We start from the raw sequence: 14,501 nt of genomic DNA, 5'->3' as shown, positions 1-14,501 counted from the left end.
TTTCGTATCAAAAACTTTACACAACAAGTGAATTATTTTATTCCCAGCCTCAGAAAAACGGTAAAATGAGCGATGCTCGCTATTTTTTGATTATTTTTTCTCCGCACACATATTTTTACTTTCTGATATAGGTTGATTAATACCATTATCACAAGAATTTAATATCAGGGACGCCACTTAAATTATTCATATTATCAATAAGACATAATGACGATATGGCAAAATAATGTTATTTTGCTACAAACAATCACGGATGTATTTTAATGCTTTACGACTGAAGATGGTGGGGACTTGTTAATGCGTTTTTCTCACCGATTTATCCTTCTGTTATCGCTATTATTAGCAAGCTTGCCTCTGTATGCTCAACGCGTCACGGAAGAAGAGAAATCCGTACGCGCCATCGTCTCCGGTATCGTCAGTTATACACACTGGCCGGCGTTATCCGGGCCGCCAAGGCTATGCATATTTTCATCTGCGCGTTTTGTCAGGGTACTTAGCGAAGAGGCTGATTGGGCTTTCCCTTATCAACCGCTTGTCATCCGTACCACACAAGAAGCCCTGAGCGCCCGCTGTGATGGTTTTTACTTTGGCAATGAATCGCCAGCTTATCAGGTGGAGTTAACGCGTCATTATCCAGTTAATGCCTTGTTATTAATTGCCGAGCAAAATACCGAATGTATTATTGGCAGCGCATTTTGTCTGATCATTAACAATGATGAAGTCAAATTTTCCGTCAACCTGGACTCCCTCTCGCATAGCGGCGTGAGAGTAAATCCAGAAGTATTAATGCTTGCACGGAATCAAAAGCATGAATAAGGAATTTTCTCTGTCCAGACCAACATTTAAACGCACACTACGGCGGATTAGTATAATCAGCGTGCTGCTTACAATGACATTGATCTGGCTATTAATTTGCGTTGCGTCTGTCCTTACGCTCAAACAGTATGCGCAAAAAAATCTCGATTTGACCGCCGCCACAATGGCCCATAGCCTTGAAGCGGCACTGGTATTTTCCGATAACGCGGCCGCAGCGGAAACGCTCGCCACACTGGGACGCCAGGGACAATTTTCAGCGGCGGAGGTCCGCGATAAAAATGGCCGTACTATCGCCTCATGGCGCTATGATGCGCGAGCCGCAGACGATAAGCTCATCGGCTTAATTAGCCACTGGCTTTTTCCATTGCCGGTATCACAACCCGTCTGGCACAACGGCAGGGCCATCGGCGAAGTACGGCTTGTCGCCCGCGACAGCCTTATTGGTCATTTTATCTGGCTATCGCTGGCAGTGCTGACAGGATGTATTCTGCTGGCATCCGGCATTGCCCTGCTGCTCACGCGTTATTTGCACAATGGCGTTGTGGATGCGCTGCAAAATATTACTGAAGTTGTACACGACGTTCGCACTAACCGAAATTTTTCACGCCGGGTACCTGATGAGCGTATTGCGGAATTTCACCTGTTTGCGCAGGATTTCAATAGCCTTCTGGATGAGATGGAAGAATGGCAGCTACGGCTTCAGGCTAAAAATGCCCAGTTACTACGTACCGCGCTGCACGATCCGCTGACGGGGCTTGCCAATCGCGCGGCATTTCGCAGCTGTATTAACGCGCTGATGAAGGACAATTCCGCTCGTAGCAGTTCGGCATTGTTATTTCTGGATGGCGATAACTTTAAATATATTAATGATACCTGGGGACATGCGGCAGGCGACCGCGTACTTATAGAGGTTGCCAAAAGATTAGCGGAATTCGGTGGTAGCCGTTATCAAACTTACCGACTCGGCGGCGATGAATTTGCGATGGTGCTTTACGATGTACATTCGGAGTATGAAGTACAACGTATTTGCGCAGCGCTATCCCAGGCGTTTAATCGACCTTTTGAACTGCATAACGGCCAGCGGATAACGATGACCCTGAGTATTGGCTTTGCGCTGACATGGGAACATGCCACTGCCGAAAAACTACAAGAACTGGCCGATCGAAATATGTATCAGGCTAAACACCGGCGTGCGGAACGCTCGCTAAATTAAGGAACGGGCCTGGCCGTTTCTGACTCAGCGTTGAGACCACAGACCCAGCCTAATCATGCAACCGTCCATGGCGTGGAGCAACCCCATAAAAAAGGGGCCAGCGTAATGCCAGCCCCTTCTTTTCTACAAGCTTTCGGATGTTGCGAAAGCGCGTTCTTAGTTAAGACGCTCTTTGATACGAGCCGCTTTACCAGTACGCTCACGCAGGTAGTACAGTTTAGCTTTACGAACAGCACCACGACGTTTAACAGCAATGCTGTCAACTACCGGAGAGTGAGTCTGGAAGACACGCTCAACGCCTTCGCCGTTGGAAATTTTACGAACAGTGAATGCAGAGTGCAGACCGCGGTTACGAATAGCGATAACCACGCCCTCGAATGCCTGCAGACGTTTCTTGGTACCTTCAACAACCCATACTTTCACTTCCACGGTATCGCCCGGACGGAAGGAAGGTACGTTCTGCTTCATCTGCTCTTGTTCAAGTTGCTTAATAATGTTGCTCATAATTTAATCTCTTATCCTGGGTAAACTGATATTCGGGGGCCTATGCCATCCCATCATGTTTATGCTGCTGTTGTGCGTGTTCTGTTTTGAACTCCGCCAGCAACCTTGCTTGCTCTTCAGTCAGAGCCAGGTTTTCCAGAAGTTCAGGTCTTCTAAGCCAGGTTCGGCCCAGCGACTGTTTCAAGCGCCAGCGACGTATCTCGGCATGGTTTCCCGACAGCAATACTGGCGGTACTTCCATCCCCTCTAACACTTCAGGGCGCGTATAGTGCGGACAATCCAGCAACCCATCAGCAAACGAATCTTCGATTGCTGATGCCTCATGCCCCAGAACCCCCGGTATAAACCGGGCGACGGAGTCAATCAGCGTCATTGCCGGTAGTTCGCCACCGCTGAGAACGTAATCGCCAATTGACCATTCTTCGTCAATTTCGGTCTGAATTACGCGCTCATCTACGCCTTCGTAGCGACCACACACCAGAATAAGCTTCTGATTCGTGGCCAGCTCGCTAACGCCCGCTTGATCAAGCTTGCGTCCCTGAGGCGACAGATAAATCACTTTAGCGCCTTCACCTGCCGCGGCTTTTGCTGCGTGAATGGCGTCCCGCAAGGGTTGCACCATCATTAACATCCCCGGTCCGCCGCCGTAAGGACGGTCGTCCACGGTACGGTGCCGGTCATGCGCGAAGTCGCGAGGACTCCAGCTTTGGATGTTCAGCAGGCCTTTTTTTACTGCCCGGCCAGTTACCCCGTAATCGGTAATTGCGCGGAACATTTCAGGAAACAGGCTAACGATGCCAATAAACACAAGCCAATCCCCATAACGCCATTTATTACCGTTTATTCGGTGGTTTAAAAACCAGGATCCCAGTCTACTTCGATAGTACGAGTAGCGAGATCGACTTTCTTGATAACCTGCCCATCGAGGAACGGTACTAGTCGTTCCTTGATACCAAATGCATCTTTCAGGTTCGCCTTAATGACGAGAACGTCATTCGACCCGGTTTCCATCATGTCGATAACTTTACCGAGATCGTAGCCTTCAGCGGTGACTACCTGGCAACCCATCAGGTCTTTCCAGTAATAGTCTCCCTCCTCAAGCGCAGGAAGTTGCGAGGAATCCACGACAATTTCGCAATTGGTCAGAAGATTCGCGGCATCTCGATCGTCAACGCCTTTCAGCTTGATGATCAGATCCTGATTGTGGTGCTTCCAGCTTTCCAGCTGTACCTGCTGCCACTGACCCGCCTTCTGGATAAACCAGGGCTGATAGTCAAAAATGCTTTCGGCGTCTTCAGTGGAGGAAAACACTCTGAGCCAACCACGGATACCGTATGAAGAACCCATTTTCCCCAGTACAACCGGTTCAGCGGGTACTTGTGCGGCGAGTTGCTTGCTCATCATGACCACCGTGACAGATTAAGCTGCTTTTTTTACTTCTTTGATCAGCGCCGCAACGCGATCGGAAATGGTTGCGCCCTGGCCAACCCAGTGAGCGATGCGATCCAGATCCAGGCGGGTGCCTTCTTCTTTTTCGCTAGCGATTGGGTTGAAGAAACCAACGCGCTCAATGAAGCGACCGTTGCGTGCATTACGGCTGTCGGTGACAACAACCTGGTAGAACGGACGCTTTTTAGCGCCGTGACGAGCTAAACGAATAGTTACCATAACATCCTCTTGTGTGAATAAAACAACCGGGCCCCATCGAGGAACGGAGCCCGGCGTCATATTAAAAGCCCGAAAATTTTACTGATTTCTGGGAGAATTGCAATCAACAGTTAATAACTCTGCTGTAGAAGGCCGTCGGCGGCGCAGCGAGTTCGGTGCCGGCGTGCGCGCAGCCACCGCAGCGTACACGCAGTACGTGAGGATGGCGAGCACACCCCGGTGCCGAAATAGCAAGTGAGCCAGGCCGGGAAATTAGCGACCCGGGAAGCCTGGCGGCATCATCCCCTTCATACTGCGCATCATCTTCGCCATCCCGCCCTTCTTCATCTTCTTCATCATGCGCTGCATGTCGTCGAACTGTTTCAGAAGGCGGTTAACGTCCTGCACCTGCATCCCACAGCCCTGCGCGATACGACGCTTGCGGGAACCTTTGATGATTTCCGGCTTCGCGCGCTCTTTCAGCGTCATCGAATTGATGATCGCTTCCATACGCACCAGCACCTTGTCATCCATCTGCGATTTAACGTTGTCCGGAATCTGCCCCATGCCCGGTAATTTGCCCATCAGACTGGCCATACCGCCCATGTTTTTCATCTGTTTGAGCTGTTCCAGGAAGTCGTTCAGGTCGAAACCGTCGCCTTTCTTCAGTTTAGTCGCCAGCTTTTCAGCCTGTGCGCGGTCAACTTTGCTTTCGATATCTTCGATAAGAGACAGTACGTCGCCCATACCGAGAATACGCGAGGCGATACGATCCGGGTGGAACGGTTCCAGCGCGTCGGTTTTCTCGCCGACACCGAGGAATTTAATCGGCTTGCCGGTGATATGACGAATAGAGAGCGCCGCACCGCCACGAGCATCACCATCAACTTTGGTCAGCACCACGCCGGTTAACGGCAGCGCTTCGTTAAAGGCTTTTGCGGTATTCGCCGCATCCTGACCGGTCATCGCATCGACGACAAACAGCGTTTCTACTGGCTTGATAGAAGCGTGGACCTGTTTGATTTCGTCCATCATCGCTTCGTCAACGTGCAGACGACCGGCGGTATCCACCAGCAGCACGTCGTAGAATTTGAGCTTCGCTTCTTTCAGCGCGGCGTTGACGATATCAACCGGTTTCTGGCCGACATCAGACGGGAAGAAATCCACGCCAACCTGTTCAGCCAGCGTTTCGAGCTGTTTGATCGCCGCCGGGCGATAGACGTCGGCAGAGACGACCAGCACTTTCTTCTTGTGCTTCTCGCGCAAGAATTTACCCAACTTACCGACGCTGGTGGTTTTACCCGCCCCCTGCAGACCCGCCATCAATACTACGGCTGGCGGCTGCGCAGCTAAATTCAGCGTCTGGTTCTCTTCGCCCATCGCCGCAACCAGTTCGCTACGGACAATCTTGACGAACTCCTGCCCTGGGGTCAGGCTCTTGTTAACTTCATGACCAACCGCTTTCTCTTTTACGCGATTGATGAACTCACGCACTACCGGCAGCGCAACGTCAGCCTCCAGCAGCGCCATGCGCACTTCGCGCAGCGTCTCTTTAACGTTGTCTTCAGTAAGGCGCCCACGGCCACTGATATTGCGCAGCGTGCGCGACAAACGATCGGTTAAATTATCAAACATTGTCTCTCGCCTGGGGTGGAAACGGTTGGTCGCCGCAGCGACACAGTTACAGAATTTCGCCACAGTATACCATGAAGCCGTCTTTGTTGTTATGCAACGGTTGGAGCTGCGGTCACGTAACGCTATACTGCTTCTCTTTCTCACTGGTCAACTGTCGACACAACTATGCCCGTTTTTGCTTTACTTGCCCTTGTCGCCTACTCCTTCAGCCTCGCGCTGATCGTTCCCGGACTGTTGCAAAAAAACAGCGGCTGGCGGCGTATGGCTATTCTTTCTGCGGTCATCGCGCTGGTGTGCCATGCTGTCGCGCTGGAATCGCGTATTCTGCCCGGCGGCGACAGTGGACAAAACCTGAGCCTGCTGAATGTCGGTTCGCTGGTCAGTCTGATGATCTGCACGGTGATGACCATTGTCGCGTCGCGTAATCGCGGCTGGCTACTTCTGCCCATTGTCTATGCTTTTGCGCTGATTAACCTGGCCTTCGCCACGTTCATGCCTAATGAATATATTACGCATCTGGAAGCGACCCCAGGCATGATGGTGCACATCGGTCTGTCGCTTTTCTCTTACGCGACGCTGATAATCGCCGCGCTGTATGCGCTACAACTGGCGTGGATCGACTATCAGTTGAAGAACAAAAAGCTGGCGTTTAGTAATGAAATGCCGCCATTGATGAGCATTGAGCGCAAAATGTTTCATATCACGCAGATTGGCGTCGTACTGCTGACCCTTACTCTGTGTACCGGCCTGTTTTACATGCATAACCTGTTCAGTACTGAAAATATTGATAAAGCCGTGCTCTCTATTGTGGCATGGTTTGTCTATATCGTTCTGCTGTGGGGGCATTACCATGAGGGCTGGCGGGGTCGGCGGGTCGTGTGGTTTAACGTCGCAGGCGCGGGTATTCTGACGCTGGCCTATTTTGGTAGCCGCATATTACAGCAATTTGTAAGCTAAGCTTTTAAAGGAGTTTCCCCTGGAACACATCTCCACCACCACGCTGATTATCATATTAATCATCATGGTGGTCATCTCGGCCTATTTTTCCGGTTCCGAAACTGGAATGATGACGCTAAACCGTTACCGTTTACGCCATATGGCGAAGCAAGGTAATCGCTCGGCAAAACGGGTAGAAAAATTACTGCGTAAACCCGACCGACTGATAAGCCTGGTGCTGATCGGCAATAACCTGGTCAACATTCTTGCCTCGGCGCTCGGCACGATTGTGGGTATGCGGCTTTACGGCGACGCTGGCGTGGCTATCGCCACCGGGGTACTGACGTTTGTCGTGTTAGTTTTTGCCGAAGTCCTGCCCAAAACTATCGCCGCGCTCTATCCGGAAAAAGTGGCCTATCCCAGCAGCTTCCTGCTGGCGCCGTTACAGATACTGATGATGCCGCTGGTGTGGTTACTTAACACCATCACCCGCCTGCTGATGCGTCTGATGGGAATTAAAACGGACATCGTGGTTAGCGGGTCGTTAAGCAAAGAGGAATTACGCACTATCGTGCATGAATCCCGTTCGCAAATCTCTCGCCGCAATCAGGATATGCTGCTGTCGGTTCTCGACCTGGAAAAGGTCAGCGTGGATGACATCATGGTGCCGCGTAATGAAATTATCGGGATCGATATCAATGACGACTGGAAGTCTATCGAGCGGCAGCTCACCCACTCGCCACACGGACGCATTGTGCTCTATCGCGATTCGCTGGATGACGCCATCAGTATGCTGCGCGTGCGTGAAGCCTGGCGGTTAATGGCCGAGAAAAAAGAGTTCACCAAAGAGATGATGCTGCGCGCCGCCGATGAAATCTATTACGTCCCGGAAGGTACGCCGCTCAGTACACAACTGATTAAATTTCAGCGCAATAAAAAGAAAGTCGGACTGGTCGTCAACGAATATGGCGATATCCAGGGGCTGGTCACCGTGGAAGATATTCTCGAGGAGATCGTTGGCGACTTCACCACATCGATGTCGCCGACCCTGGCGGAAGAGGTCACGCCGCAAAACGACGGTTCGGTCATTATTGACGGTACCGCCAACGTCCGGGAAATCAATAAAGCGTTTAACTGGCACCTGCCGGAAGACGACGCGCGCACCGTCAACGGGGTGATTCTGGAGGCTCTGGAGGAAATTCCGGTTGCTGGCACGCGCGTGCGCATTGAGCAGTACGATATCGATATTCTCGATGTACAGGAAAATATGATTAAGCAGGTAAAGGTTGTACCGGTAAAGCCGCTGCGCGAGAGTGTGGCGGAGTAACACAATGGCGAACTCCGGTTCGCCTTTTTTATCGCCGTCTTTTAAGATTCCATCAATTCCTGCCATTTACTTAACAATGCAATAATGTCTTTTCAGGCATTCAGAAAGGATATTGATGTTATGTCAGAAGATTATGTAATTGAATGGGATAAGAATTTTGCAGACGACCTCAACGTCGTCGCCAACGTTTTTTTATCACACAACCCAACCTTATGGCCCACTATTTTCTCTCAACTTTCGACGCAACCTGAAATCTTTGAAGACGAAGATGAAGACGAATATGGGTTGCAGGACGTCCTGGATTGTAGCGGTGGCGATCTCGGAAATAACGAGCTGGCACAGGCATTTTTACAAGTTCTACGCGGCGAAAGATTTATTCACCTCGTTGACTGGAAAGGTGAAGATGAAGAAGGCGAACTGGCTAATTTTGCCGCAGATCGCTTTTATGAACTCACAAAAAACCTGACGAATTCTGAGGAATTAAGAAATCTTCTTGTCGAAATAACCCAAGAGGATGAAATCTCCGATGTCTGTGAAGCCGGAGACCGTTACCTTGACGAGATCTTTGAACGCATCCAGACCGAACTCAATAAGAGGGGCTTCCAGATTTTTGATCTGAATGAAGGATCTGACACCTATAATGTGGTCGTTCTGCCAATGAGCGAATATAAAAAAATAGAGGACTTCAACACGCCGTGGCTGGAAGTGCAGGATTTTTTAAGCTAAAAAAATGGCCGACTTTACATCGGCCATCAGACTTTTACTTCGCCTTAGCTACAGTCACCATCGCCGCGCGAATGGTACGACCGTTCAGCGTATAGCCTTTCTGCATAATACCCAGCACATTGCCTGCCGGAACCTCTTCCGACTCCACCATCGCAATCGCCTGATGCACGTTCGGGTCCAGCGGCACGTTGGTCTCAGCAATCACTTCCACGCCGAACTTACGCACCACATCCAGCATAGACTTCAGCGTCAGCTCAATCCCTTCGACCATTGCCGCCATATCCGGATTGGCTTTGTCTGCGACTTCCAGCGCGCGATCCAGGCTATCGATGACCGGCAGCAATTCGTTGACGAACTTCTCGAGAGCGAATTTATGCGCTTTTTCGATATCCTGTTCAGTACGACGGCGCAGGTTTTCCATTTCCGCTTTGATGCGCAACACGGTGTCGCGTTCGCGAGTCTGGGCTTCTGCAAGCTGAACTTCCAGATTCGCAATTTTTTCATCGCGCGGATCCACCTGCTCAGCAGAATCGTTTGGTTCAACTGCCTCAACCTCTTCGTGCTGATCCATGATAATTTCTTCCGGGGCTTGCCCCTCAGGCGTTTTCTGTTCTTTACTACTCATGAATTTCTCCGCGTTTTTTTTCGCATTCATCTCGCTAACTTCGCTTATTATGGGGATCAGATTCAGGGTTTCAAGGGAAGTACTCACATTGTCATCAATCTTCGCTACAAGGACCTCAGAAAAATGAATAATCATTTCAAGTGTATCGGCATTGTGGGGCATCCGCGTCATCCCACCGCACTCACGACACATGAAATGCTCTACCGTTGGCTATGCGCTCAGGGTTATGAGGTCATTGTGGAGCAACAAATCGCCCACGAATTACAGCTAAAAAATGTGCCAACCGGCACGCTGGCGGAAATTGGTCAACAGGCGGATCTGGCGGTAGTCGTGGGCGGCGACGGCAATATGCTTGGCGCAGCGCGTACGCTGGCGCGTTATAACATCAATGTGATTGGCATTAACCGCGGTAATCTTGGCTTCCTGACCGATCTCGATCCGGACAACGCCCTGCAACAATTATCTGATGTGCTGGAAGGACGCTATATCTCCGAAAAACGTTTTCTGCTGGAAGCGCAGGTCTGCCAACAGGACCGCCAGAAGCGTATCAGCACAGCCATTAATGAAGTGGTGCTGCATCCGGGAAAGGTGGCGCATATGATCGAATTCGAGGTTTATATTGATGAAACCTTCGCTTTTTCACAGCGATCTGATGGTCTGATCATTTCTACGCCGACCGGCTCCACCGCCTATTCGCTCTCCGCAGGCGGCCCTATTCTGACCCCTTCACTGGATGCCATCACCCTGGTGCCGATGTTCCCGCATACCTTGTCGGCGCGCCCGTTAGTCATTAACAGCAGTAGCACGATTCGTTTGCGTTTTTCGCATCGCCGTAGCGATCTGGAAATTAGCTGCGACAGCCAGATAGCCCTGCCTATTCAGGAAGGAGAAGATGTGCTGATTCGCCGCTGCGACTACCATCTCAACCTGATACATCCCAAAGACTACAGCTATTTCAATACATTAAGCACAAAACTCGGCTGGTCAAAAAAATTATTCTAATTTTACGTTAGCCTCTTTACTGTATAAAAAACCAGTTTATACTGTATTTAATTACAGTTATGGTTTTTCATACAGGAAAACAGCTATGTTGGCGCAACTGACCATCAGCAATTTTGCTATCGTTCGCGAGCTTGAGATCGATTTTCAGAGCGGAATGACCGTCATTACTGGTGAAACCGGCGCGGGTAAATCTATTGCGATTGATGCCCTGGGTCTGTGTCTGGGCGGTCGCGCTGAGGCCGATATGGTCCGTACCGGAGCGACCCGCGCCGATTTGTGTGCCCGCTTTGCGCTGAAAGACACGCCTGCGGCATTGCGCTGGCTGGAAGAAAACCAGCTTGAAGAAGGTCGCGAATGCTTACTTCGCCGCGTTATCAGCAGCGATGGCCGCTCACGGGGCTTTATTAACGGCACCGCTGTGCCCCTGTCTCAATTGCGCGAGCTCGGTCAGTTGCTGATTCAAATTCATGGTCAACATGCGCACCAGCAGCTTACCAAACCCGAACAGCAAAAATCGCTGCTGGATAGCTATGCCAACGAAGCCGCTTTAGCGCAGCAGATGGCTGCCCGCTACCAATTATGGCATCAAAGCTGCCGCGATCTTGCCCATCACCAGCAACAAAGCCAGGAACGCGCCGCGCGCGCAGAACTGCTGCAATATCAGTTAAAAGAGTTGAACGACTTTAATCCGCAGGCCGGTGAATTCGAGCAAATTGACGAAGAGTACAAACGGCTGGCCAACAGCGGGCAGTTGCTTACGACCAGCCAGAACGCTCTGGCGCTACTCGCGGACGGCGAAGACGTTAACCTGCAAAGCCAGTTATATAGCGCAAAACAACTGGTTAGCGAGCTGGTAGGTATGGACAGCAAGCTTTCCGGCATCCTGGATATGCTGGAAGAAGCCACTATCCAACTCACCGAAGCCAGCGATGAATTACGCCACTATTGCGAGCGTCTGGATTTAGACCCCAATCGCCTGTTTGAGCTTGAACAGCGCATCGCTAAACAAATTTCGCTGGCGCGAAAACATCACGTCAGCCCGGAAGCGCTGCCGCAGCTTTATCAGTCACTGCTCGAAGAACAGCAGCAGCTCGACGATCAGGCCGATTCGCTGGAAACGCTAACGCTGGCGGTTAATAAGCATCACCAACAAGCGCTGGAAACGGCGCAAGCGCTGCATCAACAGCGTCAGTTTTACGCCCAGGAGCTGGGGCAGTTGATCACTGAAAGTATGCATTTACTTTCGATGCCGCACGGTCTGTTTACTATCGACGTGAAATTTGATGAGCATCATCTGAGCAACGACGGCGCCGATCGCGTGGAGTTTAAAGTGACGACAAACCCGGGTCAGCCGCTGCAGCCTATCGCTAAAGTCGCGTCTGGCGGTGAACTGTCGCGCATTGCGCTGGCTATTCAGGTGATTACCGCGCGCAAAATGGAAACGCCGGCGCTAATTTTTGACGAGGTCGATGTTGGCATCAGCGGCCCAACCGCCGCCGTGGTCGGTAAACTCCTGCGTCAGCTTGGCGAATCCACTCAGGTGATGTGCGTCACTCACCTGCCACAGGTAGCCGGGTGCGGTCACCAGCACTTCTTTGTCAGTAAAGAAACAGACGGGGCAATGACCGAAACCCATATGCAACCGTTGGATAAACGTGCGCGTTTACAGGAACTGGCCCGCCTGTTGGGAGGAAGTGAAGTTACGCGTAATACGCTGGCAAACGCAAAAGAACTGCTGGCGGCGTAAACTTTTTTATCTCCCGAAGGTCTGAGTTCACAACAAAAACGCCGTAAGACCCGACAGCAAAAGGTTTTAAAGTGATGAAAGGTCTATTATCATCGGCATATTAATATGAGCCACGTACTGCTCAGGCCCGAAAAGGAACCCAATCACTATGCGCTGTAAAACGCTGACTGCTGCCGCAGCAGTACTCCTGATGTTGACCGCAGGCTGTTCCACTCTGGAGCGAGTGGTTTACCGACCTGACATCAATCAGGGGAACTATCTTACACCTACGGATGTCGCCAAAGTGCGTGTTGGTATGACGCAACAACAGGTTGCGTATGCTTTAGGCACGCCGATGATGACCGATCCTTTTGGTACGAACACCTGGTTTTATGTCTTCCGCCAGCAGCCAGGACATGAGAACGTGACGCAGCAGACTCTGACGCTCACCTTTAACAGCAGCGGCGTGTTAACCAATATTGATAACAAACCGGCGTTGACGAAGTAATTTTGTGATACCGCCTGATGAGGTTACGTTCATCAGGCCTGCAAACCTCTCCCCCGCCATTTGGTACGAATTTGCCTGATGGCGCTACGTTTATCTGGCTTACAGGCACGCCTGTGCTTCAGGTGTGGTACGGCTTCCACACCGTTATCCGGCAAAAGAGGCTAATTATCTGCCAGCCGATTTTTCGGCGCGCTGGCGGCGTAACGCTTTTGGATCGGCGATTAAGGGACGGTAAATTTCAACCCGATCGCCATCCTGCACCGTATCGGTGAGTTTTACCGGACGACTGTAGATACCTACTTTATTTTTCGCCAGATCGATATCCGTGCGCAATTCCAGCAAGCCGGAAGCGCGAATCGCCTCTTCGACCGTCGCGCCCTCCTCCAGCGTTACGCGCTGCAAATACTGCTTTTCCGGCAGCGCATAAGCCACTTCAACCACAAGTTTATCCGGCACGGTAAACCTCTTTGGCGCGAACCGTAAACGCCTGCACCATGTTGGACGCTAACTCTTTGAATATACGACCAAACGCCAGCTCAATGAGTTTATTGGTAAACTCAAAATCAAGCTGAAACTCAATGCGGCACGCCTCGGGGCTGAGCGGGGTAAATTTCCAGCCGCCGATCAGCTTTTTAAAGGGGCCATCCACCAGATGCATCAGAATACTCTGGTTACGCGTTAGCTGATTACGCGTCGTAAACGTCTTGCTGATACCCGCCTTCGACACGTCAACAGCCGCCGTCATCTGTGCTGGCGATGACTCCAGGACGCGACTACCAACACACCCAGGCAAAAACTGGGGATACGATTGCACGTCATTCACTAACTGATACATCTGTTCCGCACTGTAGGGGACTAAAGCAGTCCGACTAATCTGAGGCATAGCAATTCCCATCAACATAAATCGTGTAAATAATACCACTTATCAGCGAGTAAAAAAAATGCTGTCCCCAACCGTCATGCCTTAATTGTGCGTGCATAGCCCAACTCATGCTAAGATAGATTTTTGCACCTCATCAGGACGTAATGGGGTGTTTTCGATATCAGATTACCTATGAATTCACGACACTTATGACGAAGAAAAAAGCACATAAACCGGGCTCAGCCACCATCGCGCTGAATAAGCGCGCCCGGCACGAATACTTTATCGAAGAAGAGTTCGAGGCTGGTCTCGCCCTGCAAGGCTGGGAAGTAAAATCTCTGCGCGCAGGAAAAGCCAATATCGGCGACAGTTACGTTATCCTCAAAGATGGCGAGGCCTGGCTGTTTGGCGCAAACTTTACGCCGATGGCGGTCGCCTCGACACATGTCGTATGCGACCCAACCCGAACCCGCAAACTGTTGTTAAATCAGCGTGAGCTTGATTCACTGTATGGCCGTATTAATCGTGAAGGTTATACTGTCGTCGCGCTTTCTCTGTACTGGAAAAATGCCTGGTGCAAAGTGAAGATCGGCGTGGCGAAAGGTAAAAAACAACATGATAAACGTTCCGATCTTAAAGAACGTGAGTGGCAACTGGATAAAGCACGCATTATGAAAAATGCAGGCCGATAATAGACATTTTTTGTGACCAGCTTCTCAGTATGAAGCTGGTCAATGTTCATATCTCATGCATGCCTCGAAAATATATTCTCTGTGTCTGACGCTTATCAATAGCAATAAATACCACAACAAGAATATATTCTTCGTTTAAAAAATTTTTATAGCCTAATAACACAATACTTCAAATGATTTTTATAAAATTTAATATTGCTGAATACCTTCACAAAAGGTATTGTTTTTATGTTAAAAAAGAAAAAGAAGAAGAAATTAAAATTCATTATAAAACATAAAGAT

At 50.4% G+C, this 14,501-nt stretch carries 17 protein-coding genes; 9 read left to right on the top strand and 8 right to left on the bottom strand.

Features of this window, described 5'->3' with window-relative positions:
- Positions 1-297 precede the first annotated feature (297 nt).
- Both J1G48_RS05510 and dgcN read left to right on the top strand, forming a co-directional pair.
- Positions 298-816, top strand: a complete 519-nt coding sequence (locus J1G48_RS05510) for a YfiR family protein (RefSeq protein ID WP_001212379.1) — start codon at positions 298-300, stop codon at positions 814-816.
- Positions 809-2,029, top strand: coding sequence for a diguanylate cyclase DgcN (dgcN, locus tag J1G48_RS05505; RefSeq protein ID WP_001030985.1), 1,221 nt, complete (start codon positions 809-811; stop codon positions 2,027-2,029). Before J1G48_RS05510 ends, dgcN begins: the two co-directional genes overlap by 8 nt.
- Positions 2,030-2,185: 156 nt before the next feature.
- Here dgcN and rplS read toward each other — a convergent pair whose 3' ends face one another.
- From rplS to ffh, 5 genes are all read right to left on the bottom strand, one after another.
- Positions 2,186-2,533 (bottom strand): 50S ribosomal protein L19, encoded by a 348-nt coding sequence (rplS, locus tag J1G48_RS05500; protein ID WP_000065257.1) that lies wholly within the window; start codon positions 2,531-2,533, stop codon positions 2,186-2,188.
- A 40-nt stretch (positions 2,534-2,573) separates the two neighbouring features.
- Positions 2,574-3,341 (bottom strand): tRNA (guanosine(37)-N1)-methyltransferase TrmD, encoded by a 768-nt coding sequence (gene trmD, locus J1G48_RS05495; RefSeq protein WP_000469804.1) that lies wholly within the window; start codon positions 3,339-3,341, stop codon positions 2,574-2,576.
- Positions 3,342-3,385: 44 nt separating this feature from the next.
- Entirely contained in the window at positions 3,386-3,934 is a 549-nt protein-coding gene (gene rimM / locus J1G48_RS05490; protein WP_000043266.1) for a ribosome maturation factor RimM, read from the bottom strand.
- A gap of 18 nt (positions 3,935-3,952) precedes the next feature.
- Positions 3,953-4,201 (bottom strand): 30S ribosomal protein S16, encoded by a 249-nt coding sequence (gene rpsP, locus J1G48_RS05485; protein WP_000256453.1) that lies wholly within the window; start codon positions 4,199-4,201, stop codon positions 3,953-3,955.
- A gap of 252 nt (positions 4,202-4,453) precedes the next feature.
- Complete coding sequence (gene ffh, locus J1G48_RS05480) at positions 4,454-5,815, bottom strand: signal recognition particle protein (RefSeq protein WP_000460052.1); 1,362 nt, start codon at positions 5,813-5,815, stop codon at positions 4,454-4,456.
- A 165-nt stretch (positions 5,816-5,980) separates the two neighbouring features.
- Between ffh and J1G48_RS05475 the strand changes: the two genes are divergently transcribed.
- The 3 genes from J1G48_RS05475 (at position 5,981) to J1G48_RS05465 (ending at position 8,804) form a co-directional block, all read left to right on the top strand.
- A complete protein-coding gene (locus tag J1G48_RS05475) occupies positions 5,981-6,772 on the top strand; it encodes an inner membrane protein YpjD (protein ID WP_001537507.1) in 792 nt (263 codons plus the stop codon).
- 19 nt (positions 6,773-6,791) lie between these two features.
- The gene (locus J1G48_RS05470) at positions 6,792-8,078 is read left to right on the top strand and encodes an HlyC/CorC family transporter (RefSeq protein WP_127172650.1); all 1,287 of its coding nucleotides are present in this window, start codon (positions 6,792-6,794) and stop codon (positions 8,076-8,078) included.
- A gap of 120 nt (positions 8,079-8,198) precedes the next feature.
- On the top strand, positions 8,199-8,804 hold the full coding sequence (locus J1G48_RS05465; RefSeq protein WP_001287926.1) for a hypothetical protein: 606 nt from the start codon (positions 8,199-8,201) through the stop codon (positions 8,802-8,804).
- Between the two features lie 34 nt (positions 8,805-8,838).
- Here the strand turns inward: J1G48_RS05465 and grpE are convergent, their stop codons facing one another.
- Positions 8,839-9,429, bottom strand: a complete 591-nt coding sequence (grpE, locus tag J1G48_RS05460; protein ID WP_001518875.1) for a nucleotide exchange factor GrpE — start codon at positions 9,427-9,429, stop codon at positions 8,839-8,841.
- Between the two features lie 123 nt (positions 9,430-9,552).
- Between grpE and nadK the strand changes: the two genes are divergently transcribed.
- The 3 genes from nadK (at position 9,553) to bamE (ending at position 12,665) form a co-directional block, all read left to right on the top strand.
- Complete coding sequence (gene nadK, locus J1G48_RS05455) at positions 9,553-10,431, top strand: NAD(+) kinase (protein ID WP_001059151.1); 879 nt, start codon at positions 9,553-9,555, stop codon at positions 10,429-10,431.
- Positions 10,432-10,516: 85 nt separating this feature from the next.
- Positions 10,517-12,178, top strand: coding sequence for a DNA repair protein RecN (gene recN / locus J1G48_RS05450; protein WP_000880965.1), 1,662 nt, complete (start codon positions 10,517-10,519; stop codon positions 12,176-12,178).
- A 148-nt stretch (positions 12,179-12,326) separates the two neighbouring features.
- Positions 12,327-12,665, top strand: coding sequence for an outer membrane protein assembly factor BamE (gene bamE / locus J1G48_RS05445; protein WP_001203445.1), 339 nt, complete (start codon positions 12,327-12,329; stop codon positions 12,663-12,665).
- A gap of 165 nt (positions 12,666-12,830) precedes the next feature.
- Here the strand turns inward: bamE and J1G48_RS05440 are convergent, their stop codons facing one another.
- Both J1G48_RS05440 and J1G48_RS05435 read right to left on the bottom strand, forming a co-directional pair.
- Positions 12,831-13,121 carry an RnfH family protein gene (locus tag J1G48_RS05440; protein WP_001112990.1) on the bottom strand — a complete coding sequence of 97 codons (291 nt, stop codon included), beginning with the start codon at positions 13,119-13,121 and terminating at the stop codon, positions 12,831-12,833.
- Positions 13,111-13,548 carry a type II toxin-antitoxin system RatA family toxin gene (locus tag J1G48_RS05435; protein WP_001537508.1) on the bottom strand — a complete coding sequence of 146 codons (438 nt, stop codon included), beginning with the start codon at positions 13,546-13,548 and terminating at the stop codon, positions 13,111-13,113. The genes J1G48_RS05440 and J1G48_RS05435 overlap by 11 nt, the downstream gene beginning before the upstream one ends.
- A 188-nt stretch (positions 13,549-13,736) precedes the next feature.
- Between J1G48_RS05435 and smpB the strand changes: the two genes are divergently transcribed.
- On the top strand, positions 13,737-14,219 hold the full coding sequence (smpB, locus tag J1G48_RS05430; RefSeq protein WP_001518569.1) for an SsrA-binding protein SmpB: 483 nt from the start codon (positions 13,737-13,739) through the stop codon (positions 14,217-14,219).
- The last annotated feature ends 282 nt before the right edge of the window (positions 14,220-14,501 follow it).

Origin of the sequence: Salmonella sp. SAL-020, from assembly GCF_017372215.1 — a bacterium.
In the GTDB taxonomy this organism is placed as follows: Bacteria; Pseudomonadota; Gammaproteobacteria; order Enterobacterales; family Enterobacteriaceae; genus Salmonella; species Salmonella enterica.
The sequence above is the reverse complement of the archived record's forward strand: the minus strand, read 5'-3'. Positions and strand labels throughout refer to the sequence as shown.